This window comes from Echinicola sp. 20G (assembly GCF_015533855.1).
Taxonomy (GTDB): Bacteria; Bacteroidota; Bacteroidia; order Cytophagales; family Cyclobacteriaceae; genus Echinicola.
The window spans coordinates 5,378,025-5,400,290 of the sequence record NZ_AP024154.1; the positions used below are offsets into that span (position 1 = coordinate 5,378,025).

The following is a 22,266-nucleotide window of genomic DNA, read 5'->3' on the forward strand; positions in this document are numbered from 1 at the left end:
CCTATTCAGCTTCTGGTAATTCACCATGTTTGACAAACTCCCTATCCTCATCTGGACTGATGGGATTGGCACCTGGATTGGGCGCATCAAAAAGACATTCGGCATCTTCCTGTTCGTCACAGGTATAGGTACTTTGACTTGGATTGATCCCTGTCACATCATACCAAACGCCACTTTCCTCGCCATACTGGTTTGTTATGGATTCTGGTGTTGTAAAAGCGAATGCTGCCACCATTGCGGCAGCGAAAACACCTCCTCGTAGGAGGTTCTTTGCGAAATAATTCATAGTATTGTGTATCTATAAAACAACTAATTCCGGACGCTTTGATCTTATCTGACATTGTAATCTTTCGAGAGGAGCGTTCGGTTTTATCCCCTACTGTTTGCAGCTAAGTACCTGGTACTCTCACTGCTTTTTATTAGTTAAGTCATCTTAGAATATATTTTGTTGAAAATTGATTTGATTAAGGAATGGAACTTATATTCTGTTCTTTATTTTGCTTCCCCTTGAATATGGCCCATATATTGGCAGCCAATAAAAAGAAGTTAAATACTAAATGCTCATTCCACCCTAATGCGCTGATCACCCCACCACAGCTGCATGGTACCCGCTGAAATACACCAAGCATGATCATGCCGATATAGGCTGTAAAGATGGACAAGAGAAAAAGACTTATCCAAAGGGCCAGAAGCCTTGTCCTCCCATTCAGTAACAGTAAAGCCAATACCAGTTCTATGGCGGGAAGGGTATAAAGAACAATGACGCTTGACCATTCAGGAAATACCTGGTTGTATATTGACCATTTGGTAGCTTCCCAATCATACCATTTACTGATAGCTGTATAGGTATACACAAAAGCCAAGATATAGGTCAATACTTCTGTCCACCTACTTTTCTGATGGTTCATCTCTTTGTCATTTTCCCTTACTACATTGCTAACGCTACATTTAATCTATTCAAGAAAAATAACCGTTTAAAACAATTCCAATAATATTTTGCACTAATTAACAAATAGCATTCATATGCTGTAAGACTGTTACAACTCCCTTCTATGCCCTGAAAAAATTGTGATATTTATCTGATTTACTTATGTTTACCAGCTCAATTGTGTGATTTATTTTTAAATCCCCTCACCGGGGACATATGAAGAAGCTGTACGATGAATAAATTTTTGACACCTAAGGAGCTCAAAAATGAATTTGACCCTTACTATAAATTGGATATTTCCGTGTATGAAAAATTAACCCATTATCTCCCTAAAAGGATTTACCGAAGAAGCGTGATCTTGAAAAATTCCGGTGAAGTAGAAAAATGCGCGAGGTATGTTTACAAAGGTACCCTTGCCATGTTATATCCTTCAGAAAGTGGCAGGGACTATAGGGTAAAAATCTTTAAGGCTGGAAGAGTAGCGGTTGACTTACAAAGCTATATGAAGCAAAATCCTTCACCATACATCATCAAAACCCTTGATTATTCCACTATCCTGGAATTACAACCTGATGGAGAATCGGATCTCTTGGATAAATTGCCAGAAGTAAACAACCTTTCAACTGTCATCAACCAGGCCATTGCCCACCACTCAGAAGAATGGGCCCAGATATTTACCTTGCCACTTAAGGAAGGCCTCAAGCTATTGTCTTCCGAACAATTTAAAGTGGAGAGTTCCTATTTAAGCATCAAGGACAAGAGCTATCTCTTTAAGTGCTCTGTTTCGAAAATAACCAGGACCATGAAAGAACTCGGGTTGTTAAAAGAGTAAAAAAGGTATTGTTTAACAAATATCTATCATATGACCTCAATTTGTTAAACACCTTATAATCAACACCCTTAAATTTGTTATTCAATTCATCTGCCATTTAGTTTAGGCTACTGTTCAAGCACTTTTCAAGTCCCTGCCAATTTATATGGCACTGCACTTTGTAATCTAAACAAGCCAATGATGAACCAAGTTTTAAACTCATACACCAAAGGAAAAGTATTATTGAATCCAAATTTCGGGAGGGTCAATGACCTAGTTCAAACCTGGGCCGAGAAAGGGAATCTATATTATAACAGAGAAGAAAAAAGGAAATGTGATCACCAGCAACTCAACAAATTTGCTGCTAGATTATTCCCCTTGGCCAATGAAGAAGAATTACTAAATATCACCAAGCTGTTTTTGGTGCTTTTTTGTTTGGATGACCGGGCTGATAAATTAAAAGGACAAGTGCGCGTAAACTTTTGGAAAGAACAACTGGACCTATTTTCCTACCATCAAAAAAAAGCTGGTTTGGGAGCCTGTTGTATAGATGAAGTATACTATGAACTTCATTGGGGCTGGTTCCGCAGACGCACGACTGAAAACAGATTGGGACTGCACCTCATCAAACATATCAGGAAATTTCTCAAGGCGGGTATGTGGGAGGCAAAGAATCTCGCACGAAGTAAGCCGCCCACAATCATCAAATACATCTATCAGCTTAAGCATTGTTCTGGTGCTGGCATTGCGTTGGAACTACTTGCCTATCTCGAAAAATCCAATTTACCCCCAGAACTATTCCATCATAAGGAATTAGCACCATTATTCCAGACCATTATTGAACTGATCTGTCTTTCCAATGACCTGACGTCTTATGAAAAAGAAGATAAAGTGGGAGATTTTCACAATCTGGTCATTTTACAAGAAATGCAGTACCACATAGCCCGTCCGATAGCATTGGATCGAATCAATAAAAGGGTTCAATTCCTAAAAGAAGTTTATTCCAATCAAACCCAAAATATTCTACAAATAGATATAGGTCATTACTATCAAAAATCAAAGCTAATTACAGGCATCAATAGCCTTTTAAATGGGATGGAAAAGTGGGTTAAGGATGATACAGGCAGGTATAACCTATAAAATCGATAATCTCTTAAGAAAACGTAACCAACACAGACATGAAAATAATATCGACACTGATTTTAATTCTGGGTCCCTTCTTAATTCAGGCCCAGCCAACATTGAAAGGAAGTATGGAAAGTTCATTTAAGGAATACATGCCTTTTGATGGTTCCTACATTCCACTCAAAAACAACAGTTCCATCATGTTGTATGATATGGAAAATCCTTCCCATCCCATTGAGATAAATTGGGAAACAAAATTGTTCAACACGATTCCCTTTCAGATTCAAAACGGACGTTATCTAGAAACCTCAGGAGATAATTATTTGATCAAGGATATCGAAACCCATAATACCATACTGAAAGTAAGAAAATTATGGGAGTGGAGTGCAAAGGGAGGAATTGGCCAATTGGATAAGGAAGGTGAAAAAAGCTTTTCTTACCTATATTTTGACTTTTCTGGGGAACCGATCGACACCTTAACCGAAACAGAATATTTCAGATTATTCCCCACTGCAGACGAGGGCTTCTTTAGATGGTTCAGTATACTTGGAAGGAATTCTGGAATGCTTCCTTTTTCAGAGGGGCTAACTACCATCAAAAGTCCAGAAAGTTTATTTGGTTATATGAACAAATCCATGAGGATAATTATAACGCCACAATTCTTGATTTCAGGGAGTTTTTATGAAGGCCTTGCCTCCGTTCAAAACAAGGATCATCAATGGGGTTTTATTGATAAAGAAGGTAAAACAGTCATACCATTTAACTACCATGCCCAACCCACACGCTTTTCATGCGGCATGGCCCAGGTTACGAACAATAAAGGTAAAAAGGGCTATATCAACCCATCAAATGAACTGGTTATCCCAGCGATATATACCTATGCCACCCCATTTTACAAAGGGCATGCACTGGTGAGAAAAGAGATCAATAGTCCCATCCTCTTGATCAATAAAGAGGGTAAGGTTGTGGAAAGGTATGATTCCAAGTATTATTATTTGGAAGATTTTAACATTAAGATCCCCCTTCACTATGAAACCGAAAAGTTTTCTCCAACGCTCAGGCAATTGATGGATACCGGTAAGGCCATTTTCAAAAAAGAAGGACGTTATGGCCTGATAGATATTCATGGGGACATTATTCTTGATTTCAATTACAAGGTATTGAAAGGTTATAAAAATGGATTAATGCTGGCCAGAACAAGTACTTATGAAAAGGGAAAAACAGTGGTCAGAAACGGGATAATTGATGAAAGTGGAGAGTTTCTGTTTTTGTTTCAGGAGGGAGATGGGTTTTAAAAACATCACCTCCTCACTCCCACTTTGCCCAACTCTTTTACTTCCACTGCATACACCCCAAACTCTTCCACTACTTTGCCAAATATCCTGTAGAACCCTCCTGAGTGGATGGGGTACTGTTTGAGTACCGGTGGGAAATGCACTGTATCCAGCCAATCCCCTTTCTCGTCCAGAAAGGTACCGAATGCCATATAGTCGCCCCGCACCGTCCTTACCGGTTTGGTGGTCACCAAATGTCCCATCAGGCATACCTGCCTGCCTACCAGCTTGGGGAGTTCCCGCACATAGGTCAAGCCATTTCTATCATCATCGGCCAATTCAAACGGATCTCCCAAGGTAAAGCCGATCAGTTCTATTTCATCATAGGCATCTTCGAGGGGCTTTCTGGGAAATTTCGGCAATATAAAATCCAGTGGTTCTTCCGCAAAGATGGCAGCACTGGCAGGCACCTTTTCCATGCGCTTGCCCCTGAAGTTGGCGTGCCACAGCAGTTCTTTTTTTTCCAGCCCCGTAAACCGGAGTGCCCCTACCCTGATCAGGATATTGAGCTGTTCGGCATCCACCTGGGTACGCTCCATCAGGTCCTCCAAGCTGAGGTAAGCACCATGCCTTTCCCTTTCTGCCAGAAACCTATCAATGGTCTTCCGCTCCAGGTTCTGCACATGCACAAATCCCACGGTCACCCTGTCCCCGTGGAGAGAAGTAAGGTATGCTCCCGTATTGACACAGGGGGGAACCACCTTTCCCCCTGCCTTTTTAAGTTCCTGGAAATAAAACTGCGTACCATAGAATCCCCCGAAGTTGTTGATCACCGCCACCATAAACTCAATGGGATAGTAGGTCTTTAAAAAAAGGCTCTGGTAGCTTTCCACGGCAAAGGAGGCCGAGTGGGCCTTGGAAAAGGAATAGCCCCCGAAGGACTCCATCTGACGCCAAACCTCCTTACTGATCTCATCGGGATAGCCCTTTTCCTTACAATTGGCAAAGAATTTCTCCTCGATCAGTTTGAACCGGTTATGCGAACGGTACTTGCCCGACATGGCCCTGCGCAGGATATCGGCCTCTCCCATATCCAGTCCTGCAAAGTGGTGGGCCACCTTGATCACATCCTCCTGGTAGACCATCACCCCATAGGTTTCTTCCAACAGTTCCTTCATCTTGGGATGCAGGTATGGGATATGGTGGGGGTTGTGGAAGCGTTCGATGTACTGCTTCATCATGCCCGACTGGGATACTCCGGGGCGGATAATGGAGCTTGCCGCTACCAGGGTCAGGTAATCGTCACATCGAAGCTTTGTCAGCAGCTGCCTCATTGCGGGGCTCTCGATGTAAAAGCAGCCTATGGTATCCGCCCTTCTGATCTGGTCGGCCACCTTGGGGTCATTGAAAAAGCGTTCCACTTGCCGGATGTCCACTTCCACCCCGCGGTTGGCCTTGATCAGCCCGATGGCTTCCTTGATGTGCGCCAGTCCCCTTTGGCTCAGGATATCCAGTTTGAAAAGCCCGATCTTCTCTGCAAGGAACATGTCCACCTGTGCAGTATTGAACCCCTTGGGTGGCCTCTCCATGGCCGTGTATTGAAATATAGGATCCTCACTGATCAGCATGCCCCCCGGGTGGATGCTCTGGTAGTTGGGGAAGTCCTGCATCAATGCCCCGTATTTGAGGATGGCCCTTTGGATCTTATCCTCAGGTGGACATGCATCCTTCCTTCTGCGTACCAGTTGGTCGATCTCCGGCTTGGGCAGGCCGAACACCTTCCCCAGTTCCCGGATGATGGCCCTGCCCTGGAAAGTGGAGAACATGCCCAACAGCGCCACATGGTTCCTGCCATAGCGCTTGAAGATATAATCGATCACCTCGTCCCTGTCCTTCCAGCTGAAGTCCATGTCAAAGTCCGGTGGTGAGGTACGGTGGGGGTTCAGGAAACGCTCAAAATACAGATCCAGCTTGATGGGGTCCACATCGGTGATCTTCAGGCAATAGGCCACGATAGAGTTGGCCCCCGATCCCCTTCCCACGTAAAAGAAGCCCCTTTGCTGGGCGTACCTTACCACGTCCAGGACGATCAGGAAATAGGCATTGAAGTTCAGCTCATTGATAATGCGCAGCTCCTTTTTCACCCTTTCCAATGCCACTGTATTTCCCCTGCCATAGCGGACGGCCAACCCTTCCAGAGCCAGTTTCTCCAAAAGGATCCTGTCATCCTCCTTCGAGGAGGTAAAATGCTTCTTGTTCTTGTCGGAATGCAGCTCCATGCCGACCCCACAGCTGTCCATTACCTTCAGGGTCTGCTTGAGGATATAGGGGTGTTCGGCAAAACGGTTCCAGATCTCCAGCTTGTCCCGGAAGTATTCGGTATCCGATGCCATGTCCCCAGCTCCCAGTTTGGAAAGCAAGGTGTTTCCGTCTATGGCCCGCAAAATCCTGTGCAGGTTGTAGCGGGTCTTGTCCTGATAGGTCACCGGTTGCCAGACCACCCATTTGTCGGGATGTTTTTCCGACTGCCCATTGTAGAGTTTGATAAGCTGTTCCTGTTTGATACCGATCAGCTCATCGGCTCCCAAGCTTTCCGGCTTCCGGCTGCCAAAAGGGTAGATTGCCCAAACCTCGCTGAGGGATGGGGTTTCCGGAAAGTCCGACTTCTCCATCAAGTGATGTGAGATAAAGGTATTGATCTCCATCAGGCCCCTGTCATTTTTTGCCAGCAGGATATACAGGAGCTGTTGCCCATTGCGTATCTCGGCCCCCAGGATGGGCTTGATCCCCGCATTCCTGCAGAAGTCCACAAAGTCCCAGGCATCTGCAGTGCTGTTGATATTGGTCAAGGCCAATGCCTTTACCTTTTTGGCCTTTGCCATGTCCACCAGTTCCTGGGTGCCGATGGTCCCATAGCGGTAGCTGAAATAGGTCTTGCAGTTCAGGTACATGCTCACCTCCTGTTTTGGATGCCCACGGCACGGTGTACCGCATGGGAACCATACTTTCCCCTGATCCTGTCCATGGCCTGGTACAGCCTGACGTTTTCCTCGGTATCCTCAAAGAGGTTGATCTGCTGGAAACCACCCACCAGGTGGCTGACCTTGACCCCGATCAGGCGCACGAGCATCCTTCTGTCATAGAGCTTGGCAAAGAGCTCCTTGGCCTTGGAGAGCAGCACATCATCATTGGCCGTGTAAGGAAGCATGGCCTGCTTGCTGACCGTATCAAAGTTGGCGTAGCGCAGCTTTACGGTAATACAGCCACAGAGCCTTCTCTGCTTTCTCAACAGGAATGCCACCCTTTCGGTAAGCCGGACCAGTTCACCGTTAAGAAACCCCATGTTGATGGTGTCACTGTCAAAGGTTTCCTCCTTTCCGATACTCTTCTGTTCGGTATAGGGGATGACCGGGGAATCGTCCTTTCCGTTGGCCTTTCGGGAAAGGGTGATCCCACTTTTCCCCAAGAGGTTCTGCATCATGGGCTCGGGGATTTCGGAAAGCAGTTTGATGGTCTCCACCCCCATCCTTCTTAAAAGTGAAGAGGTCTTTAAGCCTATGCCCGGCATCCTTTCAATGGCCAGTGGGGCTAGGTATCCCTTTTCATGTCCAAAGGGGATTTCCATCTGTCCATTGGGCTTGGCATCTTCAGTGGCCACCTTGCTGACCAGTTTGTTGGAGGCCAGGGCATAACTGATGGGCAGGCCGGATTCACGGAGTATCCTGGACTTGAGTTCAGCGGTGAACTGGCTACATCCAAAAAACCGGTCCATTCCTGTCAGGTCGAGGTAAAACTCATCGATGGATGCCTTTTCCACCACCGGCACCTGGTCGCGGATGATGTCGGTCACCACCCGGCTATGGTAACTGTAACTGTCCATGTCACCCTGCAGGTATACCGCAGATGGGCAGAGCCTGCGGGCGAGCTTCATGGGCATGGCGCTGTGGACCCCGAACTTCCGGGCCTCATAGCTACAGGAAGCCACCACTCCACGGTCGGAGTTGCCGCCAATGATCACTGGCTTGTTGTTGAGGGCACTGTTTGTCAGCCGGGCGACACTGACAAAGAAGGTGTCCAGATCAAAATGCACCACATTCCTTTTCATTTGTCCGAACGATTTGGTATAATTGGTAATAATTACGACATTATTGTGTTTAAAATATTACCAAAATATCATGAGCAATCCAAGCTTTTTTTGGTCTTCCAATATAAAATTCCTGCGTAAGCGCAAGAAAATGAGCCAGATGGAGCTGGCAGAAAAGTTGGACATTTCCCGTTCCAAAGTAAACACCCATGAAAATGGCCATGTCAAGAACCCTCCCATGGCCGACATGGTCCTGTTCGCGGACTTCTTTAGGATGAGCATTGACAGCTTGGTCAAGGTGGACCTCTCCAAGCTTTCCGAACTAAAAATAAGGGACCTGGAGGCGGGCAATGATGTGTACCTTAAAGGGGGCAGTATCCGTATCCTTGCCACCACGGTGGATTCCGATAACAGGGAGAATGTGGAACTGGTGCCCATAAAGGCCAAGGCAGGATATTTGGCCGGGTACAGTGATCCGGGCTTTATCAGCAGGCTGCCCGTGTTCCACCTACCCCAGCTGGACCCCAACCGAAAATACAGGATGTTTCCCACCGAGGGCGATTCCATGTTGCCTGTACCGGAAGGGGCACTGGTGATCGGGGAGTTTTTACAGGACTGGACCCATATCAAGGAAAGGACACCCTGCATTGTGGTGACCAAGGAGGAAGGCATCAGCTTCAAGCTGGCCAGCAACAGGATCAAGGAAAGCAAAAGCCTGTTGTTGGAATCGCTCAACACCCTATATGAACCCTATGAAGTGGATGTGATGGAAGTGCTGGAGGTATGGAAATTCCACAGCTATTTTACAGAGGACATCCCCGACCCAATGAGTTCTTTGGAACAGGTGGGCAGGGATGTCAGGGAGATCAAAGCAACGCTCCATGCGTTGACCAACGTCAAAAATTGATGGGCATCGCTTAAGTTCCTTAAATAATTGGCTTCAAAGACTTTAAGTGATGACTTAATTTATTAAATTAAATAGGTCAAAACAAATGTTCTTGCCATGTGTTACAATGTCAACCAGGAATTCAGTGAGGAAGAGGCCAAAGCTCTGGAAGAGGAATATGGAGTGGATGCCAAATACCTCAGTAGGGGAAGTTCCCCGCATATCCATCGGTACCTGCTCAAAGGCTTTGCCCACCCCAAGCTCATTGTGCTGGCAGATAACGAGCCATCAAAGTTGCAGGAATTCAACTGGGGGTTGATCCCTTTTTGGACCAAAACCTCCGAACAGGCCGATGACATCGCCAAGAAAACCCTCAATGCCAAATCCGAAACCATCTTCAAGCTGCCCTCTTTCAGGAGCCCGATCAAGAAAAAACGTTGCCTGATCCCTGTTGCCGGTTTTTATGAATGGATGGACCATAAGGGCAAGAAATACCCCCATTATATTTATCCAAAGGTCAGGCCTTTCTTTACGCTGGGAGGCATTTGGGAAGAATGGACGGACAAGGAGACCGGAGAGATCAGGAAGACTGCTTCGATCATTACCACTGCGGCCAATCCCATCATGGCCAAGATCCACAACAGCAAGAAGCGCATGCCCCTGATCCTTCAGGATGACATTGCGCTGGACTGGATTTCCCCAGAACTCAAGGAAGAGGATATCGCCTCATTGATGAATCCCTACGACCAAAAAAAAATGGCCTTTCATACCATCAGTAAGCTGATCACTTCCAGAAATGAAAATCCCAATGTAGAAGAGGTGATGGAACCTGTGGAATACCCTGAACTAAGTGAAGAGCTATATGTGTAAAGGATTTTTTTCCATTGATTTTGACCATGCCCATTTTATCAACCTTTGCCATAACTTCAGGACTTTTGCACAGCGTGAGCCCACTTATGCAGAAGCGGAAGAAATTTACAGGTTGGCCTTGTTCCTGGAGCGGCCTGACCAAAAGGACAATTGCCCACCTCTTCATGACTTTCATGTGATCAGCAAGTGCTTGATCGGTACGGATGTGGAACTGGCATGGACTGACATCAGGTCAAAAACAAGCTATTATGCAGGAATGTATGAATGGGAAGAATGTACCTTTTTGTTCTACCTTGTTCATGCATCAGGTAAAACCGAAATAGAGATAAATACTTTGGGAATGTTTCTTTATTCCTTTCCCCTATTTTTATATAACAAGGAGAATAAACCTTTTGTGGTTGCCTTGGAAAAAATATTTAACAAGGTTTACTACTCCTCCTAGTACTGCAATTTGTAATGAATGTTCATCTAGATTTAGCCTTCTAAAGAAAGAGCCTGTTCAATACTTTCTATTTTTCCAAAATTCCTTCATCCCTAAGATATTATTGCTTAGAAACACACAAAACACATTAAATATACCCCTTTCGGGGTATTTTATAATTCCATCTCTGTACATAATTTATGTGCATCATATACCACACAGTATGATCAAAGATTTGTTCCACTTTTCAAAGGGTGCCAGTCCAACGGATATATCGGCTTCCATTAAATTCTGCACTCTGGGAGTTACAGTTTTATCCTTTATGCTAACAGGTTACCAATTGGACACCAGGTATTTGCTGGGAGCAGCTTTCTTGTGCCTTTTGGCCTGGGTTTTGGAAATTTATCTGGTTGAAAAATCAAAAAGATTCCACCATTATAAAAATGGTCAAAAAAGGAAAAAAGAATCCAATCCATCTATTAATGAACCCTCCAGAAGCATTTTAAGAAGACATGTCCTTTCATTTACGGGATATTTTTATACCTCCATATGCCTCATTTTGATTATAGTCGGTACTATTTCTTAAAGCAATTTGAATTTCGGCAAAAAAAATAGGACAAGCCATATATAACCAGCTCTACCTTAAATAATTGATCTATTAAACTGTTAATAGATGGTGTTTTGGTCAATCTTTGTCATCAGCTCATTTGATGAAAATATCACCTTTTTTTCATAGGTTTGAACCATACGATAACAATATGACCCACGTTGGAATAATCATTCAAGACCATTATTGCAATGGATTTGGCAACACCAAAGAGGATCTTTCAGGAAGTATTATTGAGGCTGAGGGAAGTGATTGGATTGTACTGAGAACATCTAAAGACAATCCAATATTCATTGATTTTTCAAAGCACCTCAATAAAAAGGCTTCTCTTATTGCCTCATGGAGCATGGCCAAGCAAAAAACAGCCTAGAAACTTAAGCTATTGAAGTAATTTGGCATTCCCTTTGGGTACTTTTGGAACCATCAACTTATTTATACTACAAACACTTTAAAGATGAGTAAATTTTCAGAATTAAAAGCACTCGTGGATTCTTTGGAGTCCGATTTCACCAAGTTTTATGATCAGGGCAACAAGGCTGCCGGAACAAGGGTCAGAAATGGCATGCAGTCCTTAAAGACCATGGCCCAGGAAATCCGTACAGAAGTGCAGGAAATCAAGAACAAAGAGAAATAGTCTCTTGACCAGGAAAGTGAATTTACTTTCCTGGTCTGACTTTTACCCTCTGTTATTATTTTATTCCAATTATTTTTTCAGTGCCCCTATCTATCGCTTTCCGACCAGCAAATGTTTTAAACTTGGGGTATCATAAATCCTGTTCATTTCAACCTTAATTATTTCCTGAACCTCCTTTTTAACTTGTCGATAGTTTTCCTCCACTTCTGAGGTGGCCAAGTCCCTAACTTTGGGTATTGGCTTAAATCCTTTAGCCTCTTCGGTCAAGGTTTTATGATCATTGATGATTTCGGCATGGAACATTTTATGATGGATTCTTTGATCGGGGTTGTCGGCAACCATTCCCACAAACTCCCCTGATGAGAGGGAAGAAATGGTTGAAGCCGGAACGGCCATATCCAGCTGTCTTGATTTGCTGATAGAAGTATCGTTGCTGTTGATGGAAATACTTGACCTTTCCTGCATTATTTTACCGAACCTTTCGGAAAGCTGCTTGGCCGTATCCCCGAGTACCTGACCAGAAATAAAATTACCCACCGTGTTCATGATCACTTCCGCCTGTTCACGGCCATAATCCTTTTTCAGCTGGCTATAGTCCTGTATTCCCAAGCATGTGGCCACTTTGTTACTTCGCGCGGTAGCAATCAGGTTATCCATACCATTAAAATAGATCGTCGGATATTCATCAAAAATAAGACTGGATTTAAGTTTTCCTTTTTGGTTGACCAGTTTGGTAATCCTGGAAATATATAGGGAAAGCACCGCGCCGTAGACCTGTTGCTTTTGGGGATTGTTGCCTACGCAAAGTATTTTGGGCTGTTTGGGGTTGTTGATGTCCAAGGTAAATTCACTTTTTGATAGCACATAATACAGTTGGGGAGAAGAAAGCCTCGCCATGGTGATTTTGGCACTGGCTATTTGTCCTTCCAGCTGGTCCTTGGCTCCTTTTTCAAATGCCGAAACAAAGGGATTGATCAGGGCTTCGATCTCAGGCTCCGTTCTCATCACGGTAAACAGCTTCTCATAATCCACCTGCATCAATTCAATGACATGTGGCAAGGAGCAAAATTTACCCCGCTGGTGTTTTTTGAGGAACCAGATTACAGCTGTTAAAAAATTAATCGGCGATTCCACAAAAAAATCCCCTTGCTTTTTGATCCATTCCCGGTTTAGGCCCATCATTATTGTTCTTGCAGCTTCACTGGCATCGGTAATGTCCACCATGGTTTCCGGTTCCAGCGGATTACACCGATGGGAGTGGCTGAGTCTGTCAAAATTGATGGTATAGAATTTTGGAGCGACTTTATAGGCACCCAAGTTTTTCAGCAAGTGATTGTAGGCAATGATGGATAAGTCATCATACTTGTAATCATAGATAAACATGCTAAATCCCTTTTGTAAATGTTGGGAAATAACATGCCTGATAACAAAATAACTTTTCCCCGATCCCGGTGTACCTGCCACCAATAATGCCCTGAATGGGTTGATTATATTGATCCAAGAATTTCGGACTTTGTTCTTAAGTCGGTAGCGAGCAGGTAGGTTAATAGAATATTCATTGAGCAACTTTCTTTCCTCCTGGGGAAACGTTTCATTCAGGTGGTTGAAAACATCTTTACGGTCCTTTACCAACAAGACCCTGCTTATGCGTGTCCCAAATGCCAAAGCGGCCAAATAAGCAATACCGGTAAAAACAACATATATCAAAAATGGTGTTGGAAGCTGGATTCCATCAACAAATCCAAGATGGCTGAAAAGGCATGCAGATAAACATAAAACAAAGCCCGACAGCAGGTATTTAAGGTTACTGTTTTCTTTCTTTTTCCCTTTTGCACCCAAAAGCGATATAAGCAAGCACCCCAAAGCGATTGCCTTGGTAAAAAAAAGTGACCCAAAGAGTCCGGTCTCTTCCAGACTTGATAAAAGCCTATCGCCGATATCATGATAAATCCCCCATTTTTTAAAGAAAGGGTAGCCACTATGATAAAAATGAAGGGATAGCACCACTACACTTCCCATTCGTGTAAGGTCGATTATTTTTCTCAATCCTTCGGTATTTTCCCCAGTAGCCATTTTATCGCATCTTCTGTTTGAGTTTCCTTCTTTTCTTTTTCTGTCTCAAGGCAAATGGTATTGGATCATTGGTGTTTTCGGCAAACAATAATTCCAATAAATCCCCTATTTCCTGGTCTTGGTGTTTTGCCACTCCATTTACAGCAAGGGGAACTTCCATTTTTTCAAGCCGGGAAATTCTATTGCTCTTTGTTTTCAAATATTCCTGGACTGCATTGGCGGAAAATGTTTTTCCCAATTGGCTTCCATTGAAAACACATCGGTTGATCATATCGATATAGGTCAAGCCGTAAACCACTCCCTGTTCGTTTTCCCGGATGACAAGTTCCACTCCTTCCGTTCCCAAACAATTCTTGAATTCCTTCAATGATCCTGACTTATCCAAGGTCCTTGATACCAAGTCTTTCATCGGGTCTTTAAAGGATTTGATTTTCTCCCTGTTTCTCGCAAATATCTTTTCCAGATGGGGCAAAGTAGGCTTTCCATAGAGCGAACTTGACTTTATGGGCACTCCCAGCCGTTTGCCATTGGCATCGGAAACAAAGAATACCAATCCTTTTTTTTCATACATCCTACTTTCCGGCTCTCCCCTGTAGGCAGTAACATGAAAAAGTCTCAGCACTGCATTCATTTGGGCCAAGGAAATAAACAAGAAGTTGGAGGTTACCTCATCGACCACTTTGTTGACCGAAGCCTTGGTTTCCTTGTCACCATAATCAATTTTTTCCAGCGGCTGCAGGAGGAACCTTTTTCTTTGCTTTTGTTCTTCGGCCACTACCAGCCCATATTCTTTTTCGATGGCCTTTCTTGCAGTCTCGGAAAGCGTCCTTCCAATGTTATGCGTTTCTATCCGCTTCCCTTTGTGGTCGATGTTGCCGGTCACCACATGGAGGTGTGGATGTCCTGCATCGAAATGTTGGTAGACGAGAAATGGCTGGTTCCCAAACCCTATCCGTTCCATATACTCATTCGCTATCTGTTCCATCATATCCCTATCCAATTGATCATCCGGGGAGAAATTCAATGAGATGTGGACTGCGTTGGTCTTGGTCCTTCTATTGAGTTGGGAAAGCTCATGGAACCTGTTGATCTTGAATTGAAAACTAGGATTGTTTTCCAAAAAACCACTGGCAAACAATAGCTTTGCCTGCCCTTGCCCTACCTTGTTTTCATTGTAATGGAGTACGCCCTTGATGGACTTTCCTGTGGTAATTCTTACTACCATTTACTTCTGGCCAACTGAGCCATGATGGTAAACAGTTGCTCCAATTTACCTCCAACCTTTTGGTACAACGGAAGGATTTTTAGGGCCAGGGTTCTTTTACTTTTGGGGTCATCCATTGTATGGAATGCCCGTACCCATTGGTTGATGTTTATCCCGATTTTATGGAGTTCCTTTTTTATCAGGGCAAGCTCCATTTTCACTTCTTCCTGGGACGCATTTTTGGTTTTTATGGTGATATGATGCTTGAACAACATGTCCCTCACCAGCTCGCTAAGGTTCCTGCACTCGGAGGATTTCTCCAGTAAACTGTTGAGTTTCATGATTTCCTTTTGGGTTAGCCTTACGGTCAACCAATACGGTTTGGTATTAAAACATTTTCTTTCCTCCATGCTCCATGCTTAAAATTCGACTTCGGAGAATTTTACCTTTCGCAAACTCCGGCAGCGAAAGGCAAGATGGGATTGTGGCACAATCCTACATCTTGCTCATCGCCGGAACGCGATGCACGATTGTACCAAAGCAATAAGCCCGATTAATATTAAAACGCTAAGCCTAAAATGGCATCCCTTAATTTTCCAGGTTCCACACCCATTGGTCTGCGGCCATCACCCAATCCCTTAAAGGGGTTCCAGATTCATTTCTCCAGTCCAGTCCCTGATAATAAAAAAAGAACACTTCCGCTTCCGAGTCAGGAACGTTCATATATCGAAAGTAGGATTTCACCTCGTTGATATGCGGAGGAATTCCATTTGCCAAGCCAGTTGTCTGTGTCGTTATGCCCATTATGATATTTGATTTAGTGAATACCCAAAGGTTAAAAAGGCCTCCAGCAATTGTTCACACCCAAATCCGAAGGGGGGCACAAGGAACATCTGTTTAAAAGGGATTTAAAAAACATGCATTTTCCCATATTGATAAAAAAAGGGCTTTACAGCCCTCCTTCATCCGCAAAGGAATAATACCCTTCTCTGGTAATAATCACATGATCCAATATGGGCAATTCAAGAAGCTTGCCGGCCTTGACCATTTTCTCCGTTAACCGGCAATCCTGCTGACTAGGCTTCAAATTTCCAGAGGGATGGTTGTGACTTAATATTATCCCAGAAGCAGACGCTTTCATAGCTGCTGCAAAGATGATCTTCAGGTCTACCACAGTGCCGGATATACCACCTGATGATGCCGTTACTATACCTAGAACCCGGTTTGCCCTATTGAGCAGGATTACCTTAAACTCCTCGATAAATTCCAGTTTTGACTCATCCCAGTTGGCCCTTAAAATTTTGCTGGCTGTGAGGGAAGATGTGATCTGTGGCTTTTCGGTAATCGGGGAGTCATGCTTGTAGCTAAGGGTTATTTCAGCAACTGCATTGGAAACAAAGTTTGATTTTTGGGAATCCATAACATTTCGTTTTTAATGGTTAGAAATTAATTATGGACGCCATACCGCTTGCGGGCAACCAAGGCCAAGTGGCAACGGAATAAATGAGGGGCATGCGGGAAGGAAAGTGTTTATGCCGGACACTCTTGGCCGCTCCAGCAGCCCGAAAAGCGAACTTTGCAAAATGATTAATGTAGGATATTGAAGATATAAAATGAATAAAGTTCATTTCATTAGACATAAAAATATAATTTAAAAGTGTCCAGTAAATATCTATTTTTATTGACAGGTTTTATTAATAGGGATTGTATAAAGGGCTCTTTTATAATCTCAAGTACAAGAATTTATTATCAAAGTAAACTAAATAAAACAACACGGCAGGACAATTCTACAAGTCTCAAATTTAGAGACTATACAAAACAGGATACTTTTTGCAATTCCATCCAGTAGATTAGAAAAATTAACATTTTCCCTTAAAATACCTGGAATAAATGCACACTTATGTTTCCCTGATTGGGCTCATTCTTACTTTTCTCTTCCAGGGTGAACTTGACTTATTTCACCTTGATCTAAAAAAAACAAATGATTTAGTGGTCTCAGAGATTGATCAAAATACTTATGACATTGAAACCACCGGAAGTGATCCTTATATTTTCTCCCACCCATTGCCCAAAGACTTGGGCAAGGGCCATAACATGGTATCTTTTGAATATTTTTGTCCTTCGGGAATGGATTTCTTTGAGTTATATTTTTATCCGCTTACTGAAAAACGAAGTCCTGTAATGGTCAGAGACATAGGATCCTCCGAGGGTTGGGTGGAATTTACTATTGACATCACAGAGGCCAGAAAATCTTGGGGTAAATCAGGGGATATTCTTAGGATTGACTTCGGAGGTTCTCCGGGGCTCAATATCCAGATCAGATCATTAAAAGTAAGGACACAAACCCGAAGAGAAAAAGAGCTTCATGCTCGAAAAGAGACTGTAAAAAAACAAGAACTTCAATACGAAAAGAGATTACAATCCTACCTTTCAAATGATTTTGCTTCTAAAATCAGTAGCGTTAGCATTGAAAAAAACACGGTCAACATTAAAGGTGTATTAGATAAATCCGGTATAGAATATGTACTCGCAGAAGTCCCGGTATATTCCGATGCTACACAAACAAATGAATTGGAAGTCATCCAGGAGCTTAACTTGGACAATGAAGGAATATTTAATATTTCCATGGATCGATTTATCGAACGCAACGGTTTTACTTATGACCGCTTACTTTCAAAATGGATCATCCTCAAAAAAATCGAAAATTGTTACGTAACAGCTTCTCATGCAAGGCATCCGGATTCCATATCATCACAATACAATTATGAATTCGAACCTCCAAGGACCATTAAGGGAATAGGTGGATATAGTGCTGACAGGGCGGCCCCTACCACAGATTTGGACGATTTGGATATTTCCAGTGCCACCATCAATATCTGGGTGAATAAATTCTATAAATCCAGCCCCGCCCCACATCATATTGAACACAATTATTTAGGGAAAACTTATTATTTTGATAAAAACATTCTAGCAGGATATGACCGATCCTTTCTGGAAGCGGCAAAGCGAAACATTGAGGTATCTGCCATCATATTAGTGGATAAAGCCTCTGATTCTCCTGACAAAAGAATAGGCAACATCTTACAACATCCAGACTGCGATCCATCCGGTATATATAGCATGCCCAACGTGACCTCCCCAGAAGGAGTGCAGTTTTATGCAGCGGTCATAGATTTTTTGGCAGACCGGTACATGAGACCTGACAAAAAATATGGCCGGATCCACCATTGGATTGTCCACAATGAAGTAGATGCGGGCTGGGTTTGGACCAATGCAGGAGATAAATCTTCCTTAGTATTTCTGGACCTTTATCATAAGTCCATGCGGATCATTAACAATATTGCAAAAAGTTATATCCCCCACTCAAAGGTATTCATTAGCCTTACTCATTACTGGAACTGGACTTCCAACCCCCACTTTTATCTGTCCAAAGAATTGTTGGAGCATTTACTTAGGTTCTCAAAAAGGGAAGGAGATTTTGATTGGGGCATTGCCCAGCACCCTTATCCCGAATCTTTGCGTGAACCCAAAACTTGGTTGGATAAAAAGGTAAGTTTTAATTTTGATACCCCACTAATTACATTTAAAAACATAGAAGTGTTAAACGCCTGGGTTCAACTCCCAGAGGCACTTTATCAAGGTAAAGTAAAAAGGCTGTTGTACTTATCTGAGAACGGTACTAATTCCCCTAGTTATAGTCAGAAAGACCTCCACGAACAAGCCGCGGGCCTGGCCTATGCCATGAAAAAAATCAAATACCTCAAAGGTATAGATGGCTTTCAATATCATAATTGGCAAGACCATCGTAAAGAGGGAGGACTACGAATCGGTTTGAGGAAGTTTCCTGATGATGAAGATGATCCTTCAGGAATAAAGCCCGTCTGGCACGTATACCGTGCTTTTGGACAATCCGATGAAGATGAAATCTATGCTCCCTATCTAAAAACAATAGGAATAAATTCCTGGGACGAAGTTCGCTATAAAGAAGCTATTTACGAAAAGAAAATTGATCCAAAAACATCCGGCATCCTCATCAAAACCGCACCCCCCCTCAATTAGAGAAAGAAAGCATTTTACTCCGCAATGAAGGCTTTAGACAAATTAATCATCTACCCACATGTTTTACTTCAAAATTCTCAGCACATTAATAATTTTAACGCTTACCAGCTTCTGCTGTAAAGCATATATTACCGACCAACCACCCAATATTGTATTTATTTTAGCCGATGATCTTGGCTGGGCGGACCTTCCCATTTACGGAAACCAATTTAATGAAGCACCCAACCTTAATAAACTAGCGGATCAGGGAATGCTTTTCACCAATGCGTATGCAGCCAATCCAGTGTGTTCTCCAACGCGTGCCAGTATCCAAACGGGCCAATATCCTGCGCGAATTGGGATTAACGACTTTCTTCCCGGTCATTGGCGGCCCTATGAAAAATTAAAGGTACCTGCCAACAAAACCCAGTACCTGCCCCTAAGCTATACTACTATTGGGGAAGGGCTTCAGCAGGCAGGATATCGTACAGGTTACTTTGGTAAATGGCATTTGGGTTTACAAGAAAAGCACTTTCCCAAAAATCAAGGATATGATGAAAGTGTAGTTTACCGAGGTGGTGGATTTTCCAGTTTTGGAGAAAAGATGTATCCTGCACAGGAATTTCCCAAAGGGACAGTCCTTTCGGAAGCCCTAACTGAACTGAGCATAAACTTTATCGAAAAAAATAAGGAGCGTCCTTTTTTCCTCTTTTTGGCGCATTATGATGTACATGTGCAGTTGGATGCGGACTCCACCTTGATCCATAAATACCTCAAAAAACCCAAAGCCAAGAACTATCCTTCCAATGCCATTTATGCTGCCATGATTGAGCACCTTGATCGTAGTGTGGGAAGCATCATGGATAAACTTGACAAGGAAGGACTTACTGAAAACACCATTATTGTCTTCTTCTCTGATAATGGAGGATTGATCAAACGCTTTGATGAAATCCCTTTGATCGATAAAAGAAGCCTTCATTATTATGAAAAAGACACGCTTAAGTACATTGCCAGTTCAAATGCACCGTTAAGGGCGGAGAAAGGGACACTATTCGAGGGAGGTATCCGCGAACCTATGATCGTCAGGTGGCCAGGAAAGATCATGGCTAAGGCCAAGTCAGATGTCCTTGTCAGCAGCATTGACTTTTTCCCAACTTTCCTAACTATGGCAGGAGCTCCTTTACCTAAGGAACAAATGGTAGATGGAATTGATCTTACAAGCATTTTTCATGGCAATGAGCCGAAGGAGCAAAGAACCTTATTCTGGCACTATCCAGTATATCACCATGCTAGTCCTGCCAGTGCGATCCGTATGGGTGATTGGAAGCTTATCCATTTTATGGAGGGAGATCAAGTCAAGCTCTTTAACCTAAAAGAAGACATTGGGGAAACTACTGACCTTTCAATTGAAAAGCAGGGCATTAGAGATAAACTATTTAGTTTCCTTCAAGAATGGAGAAAGGATGTCCAAGCGGCCATGCCTATTCTCAACCCTGATTATGACCTGGGGAAAAAACATCTTTGGGAGCCCCATCCCCATACTGAAGACATGCTCAAAGGAACAGATTATTTTAAAGAAATCATCCCCCAATAATTTATGAAAGTAATAAAAACACTAAGCATTCTGTTGTTGTTACCATATCTCTTTGGCTGCAACAATTCCCAAGCCGGTCTAACAAGCGAAAAGGCCAAAAGACCTAACATCATTTTTATTTTGGCGGATGATTTTGGGATAATGGACACCCAAGGTTATGCCCATAAAATATTGGGCACTGACACCGCAGAGATGTTCTATGAAACGCCGAATTTGGATCGTATGATGCAGGAAGGAGTTTCTTTTTTGCAGGCCTATGCCAACCAACTTTGCTCCCCTACCCGTGCCAGTTTACTGACGGGTAAATATGCTGGAAGAATGGGATTTACAACGGCTATGCCGCCAAGGGAAACCTACTACAATCAGGACATGAAAGCACCAAATGGGTACTATTCCCATGACGTTTTAAGTCATTCCGATAATATTAATATAGAACAAGCGGTTCTTAATGGAACATCCAATTCCGCAGTGCCATCAGGCACAGAATATGACAATGGTCAAGATGAATTATCCATTGCTGAAGCCCTAAAGGATTATCATTCTGCTTTTATTGGGAAATGGCACGTTGGAGGTTTCGGCGCCGAGGGATACCAACCGGCCGACCAGGGCTTTGAACCTCTTGCCTGGTATGATGCAGGAGGATCAGCTTATTACAACTGGAAAAAGGCGTGGAATATAACTACCAAAGGTCCCTTTACTGCAATTCCTCAAAATCAACTGGAAATAGGCAATTCAGGGATGGAAACTGGAGAAGAATACCTAACGAATGATTTGACAAAGCAAGCATTAAGCTTTATTGAAAGAGAAGCAAATAAAAAAGATAAACCATTTTTTCTTTACTTTTCTCATTTTGCCGTTCACAGCCCCTACCAAGGTCCTCAAGATATCATTAACCATTTTGATCAAAAAGATACCAGAGGCTGGAATGGCCACCACAATCCAATTTATGCCAGTATGATCAAAAGCTTGGACGAATCCGTTGGTGCCATCTTGAATAAGTTGGATGAACTGAACATAGACGATAATACCTTGGTGGTTTTCATGTCCGACAATGGCGGTATCGACTCCAAAGTCACCCCAAGAGGTGACGGTACAGACAACAGCCCTTTCTTGGGAGGAAAAGCATGTCTCACAGAGGGCGGGATTAGGGTGCCGTTGATTTTTAGGTGGAAAGGGAATATTCCTGAAAAAAAATGGGTAAACATCCCCGTAGATTGTACAGATATCTTTCCTACTTTATTGGACGCTGCAGGATACCCTTCACAGAAAATTGTCACAGAAAGAACATTGGACGGCGAAAGTTTATTTACTCTCCTGAGTGATCATAATAACGAGCAGAAAACCTATACCAAAACTACGCACTATTGGCATTACCCTTTCAATGTGATCTATAATAATCCCAAAGATGGTTTTCCCTTAACCCCTCATTCTGCGATTAGAAAAGGAGATTATAAGTTGATTTATGATTGGCACGGCAGGATTTCACTCTATAATATCGAGCAGGACCCTTTTGAAAAACAAAATTTGTCCGAAAAGAAGACCGAGCTTACCAACCTCCTTTTTGCACAACTAATTGGTTGGTTGGATAACAATGTAGCTCCTCGGTATTGGCCGAGCCCCAACCCATCTTATAATCCCAAAAATGAGGTGAGAGAAGAAAAATATGTGGATTTGCTTAGCCACTACCGAACTACAGGAACAGTCATTAACAAATAAC

General features: G+C 43.1%; 21 protein-coding genes and 1 pseudogene. 12 read left to right on the forward strand and 10 right to left on the reverse strand.

The features are described from left to right. Position 1: 1 nt before the first annotated feature. Complete coding sequence (locus JL001_RS21665; RefSeq protein WP_200979868.1) at positions 2-286, reverse strand: hypothetical protein; 285 nt, start codon at positions 284-286, stop codon at positions 2-4. A gap of 178 nt (positions 287-464) precedes the next feature. Beyond that, positions 465-908 (reverse strand): MauE/DoxX family redox-associated membrane protein, encoded by a 444-nt coding sequence (locus JL001_RS21670; RefSeq protein WP_200979870.1) that lies wholly within the window; start codon positions 906-908, stop codon positions 465-467. A gap of 252 nt (positions 909-1,160) precedes the next feature. Here JL001_RS21670 and JL001_RS21675 point away from each other — a divergent pair, with 252 nt between their 5' ends. The 3 genes from JL001_RS21675 (at position 1,161) to JL001_RS21685 (ending at position 4,159) form a co-directional block, all read left to right on the forward strand. Further along, positions 1,161-1,760 carry a hypothetical protein gene (locus JL001_RS21675; RefSeq protein ID WP_200979872.1) on the forward strand — a complete coding sequence of 200 codons (600 nt, stop codon included), beginning with the start codon at positions 1,161-1,163 and terminating at the stop codon, positions 1,758-1,760. A 177-nt stretch (positions 1,761-1,937) separates the two neighbouring features. Continuing rightward, positions 1,938-2,879, forward strand: coding sequence for a terpene synthase family protein (locus tag JL001_RS21680; protein WP_200979874.1), 942 nt, complete (start codon positions 1,938-1,940; stop codon positions 2,877-2,879). Positions 2,880-2,917: 38 nt separating this feature from the next. Further along, the gene (locus JL001_RS21685; protein WP_200979876.1) at positions 2,918-4,159 is read left to right on the forward strand and encodes a WG repeat-containing protein; all 1,242 of its coding nucleotides are present in this window, start codon (positions 2,918-2,920) and stop codon (positions 4,157-4,159) included. A 5-nt stretch (positions 4,160-4,164) separates the two neighbouring features. Here JL001_RS21685 and JL001_RS21690 read toward each other — a convergent pair whose 3' ends face one another. The 3 genes and pseudogenes from JL001_RS21690 to dinB form a co-directional block, all read right to left on the reverse strand. After that, positions 4,165-6,843: a DNA polymerase III subunit alpha gene (locus JL001_RS21690; RefSeq protein ID WP_370567414.1), complete on the reverse strand. Its 2,679-nt coding sequence runs from the start codon at positions 6,841-6,843 to the stop codon at positions 4,165-4,167. Between the two features lie 3 nt (positions 6,844-6,846). After that, positions 6,847-7,089 (reverse strand): annotated as a pseudogene (locus JL001_RS23315) (PHP domain-containing protein); the annotation flags it as partial. A gap of 2 nt (positions 7,090-7,091) precedes the next feature. Continuing rightward, entirely contained in the window at positions 7,092-8,243 is a 1,152-nt protein-coding gene (gene dinB, locus JL001_RS21695; protein ID WP_200978252.1) for a DNA polymerase IV, read from the reverse strand. 70 nt (positions 8,244-8,313) lie between these two features. Here dinB and JL001_RS21700 point away from each other — a divergent pair, with 70 nt between their 5' ends. The 6 genes from JL001_RS21700 to JL001_RS21725 all read left to right on the forward strand — a co-directional run bounded on the left by JL001_RS21700 (position 8,314) and on the right by JL001_RS21725 (position 11,640). Next, positions 8,314-9,129: a helix-turn-helix transcriptional regulator gene (locus JL001_RS21700; RefSeq protein ID WP_200979880.1), complete on the forward strand. Its 816-nt coding sequence runs from the start codon at positions 8,314-8,316 to the stop codon at positions 9,127-9,129. Positions 9,130-9,225: 96 nt separating this feature from the next. Next, complete coding sequence (locus tag JL001_RS21705; RefSeq protein WP_200979882.1) at positions 9,226-9,978, forward strand: SOS response-associated peptidase; 753 nt, start codon at positions 9,226-9,228, stop codon at positions 9,976-9,978. Beyond that, positions 9,971-10,420, forward strand: a complete 450-nt coding sequence (locus JL001_RS21710; RefSeq protein ID WP_200979884.1) for a hypothetical protein — start codon at positions 9,971-9,973, stop codon at positions 10,418-10,420. Before JL001_RS21705 ends, JL001_RS21710 begins: the two co-directional genes overlap by 8 nt. Before the next feature lie 202 nt (positions 10,421-10,622). Continuing rightward, positions 10,623-10,985: a hypothetical protein gene (locus tag JL001_RS21715; RefSeq protein WP_200979886.1), complete on the forward strand. Its 363-nt coding sequence runs from the start codon at positions 10,623-10,625 to the stop codon at positions 10,983-10,985. A gap of 124 nt (positions 10,986-11,109) precedes the next feature. Beyond that, the gene (locus JL001_RS21720; RefSeq protein ID WP_236252937.1) at positions 11,110-11,376 is read left to right on the forward strand and encodes a hypothetical protein; all 267 of its coding nucleotides are present in this window, start codon (positions 11,110-11,112) and stop codon (positions 11,374-11,376) included. An 84-nt stretch (positions 11,377-11,460) separates the two neighbouring features. Further along, the gene (locus tag JL001_RS21725) at positions 11,461-11,640 is read left to right on the forward strand and encodes a histone H1 (RefSeq protein ID WP_200978227.1); all 180 of its coding nucleotides are present in this window, start codon (positions 11,461-11,463) and stop codon (positions 11,638-11,640) included. 90 nt (positions 11,641-11,730) lie between these two features. Here JL001_RS21725 and mobC read toward each other — a convergent pair whose 3' ends face one another. From mobC to JL001_RS21750, 5 genes are all read right to left on the reverse strand, one after another. Then, entirely contained in the window at positions 11,731-13,713 is a 1,983-nt protein-coding gene (gene mobC, locus JL001_RS21730; protein WP_200979889.1) for a conjugal transfer protein MobC, read from the reverse strand. A 1-nt stretch (position 13,714) separates the two neighbouring features. Then, positions 13,715-14,938, reverse strand: coding sequence for a relaxase/mobilization nuclease domain-containing protein (locus tag JL001_RS21735; protein ID WP_200979890.1), 1,224 nt, complete (start codon positions 14,936-14,938; stop codon positions 13,715-13,717). Continuing rightward, positions 14,932-15,327 carry a mobilization protein MobC gene (locus tag JL001_RS21740; protein WP_200979891.1) on the reverse strand — a complete coding sequence of 132 codons (396 nt, stop codon included), beginning with the start codon at positions 15,325-15,327 and terminating at the stop codon, positions 14,932-14,934. Before JL001_RS21740 ends, JL001_RS21735 begins: the two co-directional genes overlap by 7 nt. Before the next feature lie 178 nt (positions 15,328-15,505). Beyond that, the gene (locus tag JL001_RS21745) at positions 15,506-15,721 is read right to left on the reverse strand and encodes a hypothetical protein (RefSeq protein WP_200979892.1); all 216 of its coding nucleotides are present in this window, start codon (positions 15,719-15,721) and stop codon (positions 15,506-15,508) included. A 145-nt stretch (positions 15,722-15,866) separates the two neighbouring features. Next, a complete protein-coding gene (locus JL001_RS21750) occupies positions 15,867-16,337 on the reverse strand; it encodes a RadC family protein (RefSeq protein ID WP_200979893.1) in 471 nt (156 codons plus the stop codon). 470 nt (positions 16,338-16,807) lie between these two features. Between JL001_RS21750 and JL001_RS21755 the strand changes: the two genes are divergently transcribed. Genes JL001_RS21755 through JL001_RS21765 form a run of 3 tightly spaced genes read left to right on the forward strand, consistent with a single transcriptional unit; the run spans position 16,808 to position 22,265 of the window. Next, positions 16,808-18,976, forward strand: coding sequence for a DUF5722 domain-containing protein (locus JL001_RS21755; RefSeq protein WP_200979895.1), 2,169 nt, complete (start codon positions 16,808-16,810; stop codon positions 18,974-18,976). A gap of 58 nt (positions 18,977-19,034) precedes the next feature. Beyond that, positions 19,035-20,549 (forward strand): sulfatase, encoded by a 1,515-nt coding sequence (locus JL001_RS21760; protein ID WP_200979896.1) that lies wholly within the window; start codon positions 19,035-19,037, stop codon positions 20,547-20,549. Between the two features lie 3 nt (positions 20,550-20,552). Continuing rightward, positions 20,553-22,265, forward strand: coding sequence for a sulfatase (locus tag JL001_RS21765; RefSeq protein ID WP_200979898.1), 1,713 nt, complete (start codon positions 20,553-20,555; stop codon positions 22,263-22,265). Position 22,266: the final 1 nt, after the last annotated feature.

Coding starts and splice junctions, on each gene's coding strand:
- JL001_RS21750 (WP_200979893.1), bottom strand. CDS start 16,337: ATGGATTCCCAAAAATCAAACTTTGTTTCCAATGCAGTTGCTGAAATA.
- dinB (WP_200978252.1), bottom strand. CDS start 8,243: ATGAAAAGGAATGTGGTGCATTTTGATCTGGACACCTTCTTTGTCAGT.
- JL001_RS21675 (WP_200979872.1), top strand. CDS start 1,161: ATGAATAAATTTTTGACACCTAAGGAGCTCAAAAATGAATTTGACCCT.
- JL001_RS21680 (WP_200979874.1), top strand. CDS start 1,938: ATGATGAACCAAGTTTTAAACTCATACACCAAAGGAAAAGTATTATTG.
- mobC (WP_200979889.1), bottom strand. CDS start 13,713: ATGGCTACTGGGGAAAATACCGAAGGATTGAGAAAAATAATCGACCTT.
- JL001_RS21720 (WP_236252937.1), top strand. CDS start 11,110: ATGAAAATATCACCTTTTTTTCATAGGTTTGAACCATACGATAACAAT.
- JL001_RS21765 (WP_200979898.1), top strand. CDS start 20,553: ATGAAAGTAATAAAAACACTAAGCATTCTGTTGTTGTTACCATATCTC.
- JL001_RS21745 (WP_200979892.1), bottom strand. CDS start 15,721: ATGGGCATAACGACACAGACAACTGGCTTGGCAAATGGAATTCCTCCG.
- JL001_RS21700 (WP_200979880.1), top strand. CDS start 8,314: ATGAGCAATCCAAGCTTTTTTTGGTCTTCCAATATAAAATTCCTGCGT.
- JL001_RS21735 (WP_200979890.1), bottom strand. CDS start 14,938: ATGGTAGTAAGAATTACCACAGGAAAGTCCATCAAGGGCGTACTCCAT.
- JL001_RS21725 (WP_200978227.1), top strand. CDS start 11,461: ATGAGTAAATTTTCAGAATTAAAAGCACTCGTGGATTCTTTGGAGTCC.
- JL001_RS21685 (WP_200979876.1), top strand. CDS start 2,918: ATGAAAATAATATCGACACTGATTTTAATTCTGGGTCCCTTCTTAATT.
- JL001_RS21760 (WP_200979896.1), top strand. CDS start 19,035: ATGTTTTACTTCAAAATTCTCAGCACATTAATAATTTTAACGCTTACC.
- JL001_RS21755 (WP_200979895.1), top strand. CDS start 16,808: ATGCACACTTATGTTTCCCTGATTGGGCTCATTCTTACTTTTCTCTTC.
- JL001_RS21665 (WP_200979868.1), bottom strand. CDS start 286: ATGAATTATTTCGCAAAGAACCTCCTACGAGGAGGTGTTTTCGCTGCC.
- JL001_RS21670 (WP_200979870.1), bottom strand. CDS start 908: ATGAACCATCAGAAAAGTAGGTGGACAGAAGTATTGACCTATATCTTG.
- JL001_RS21690 (WP_370567414.1), bottom strand. CDS start 6,843: ATGGAGATCAATACCTTTATCTCACATCACTTGATGGAGAAGTCGGAC.
- JL001_RS21715 (WP_200979886.1), top strand. CDS start 10,623: ATGATCAAAGATTTGTTCCACTTTTCAAAGGGTGCCAGTCCAACGGAT.
- JL001_RS21710 (WP_200979884.1), top strand. CDS start 9,971: ATGTGTAAAGGATTTTTTTCCATTGATTTTGACCATGCCCATTTTATC.
- JL001_RS21740 (WP_200979891.1), bottom strand. CDS start 15,327: ATGGAGGAAAGAAAATGTTTTAATACCAAACCGTATTGGTTGACCGTA.
- JL001_RS21705 (WP_200979882.1), top strand. CDS start 9,226: ATGTGTTACAATGTCAACCAGGAATTCAGTGAGGAAGAGGCCAAAGCT.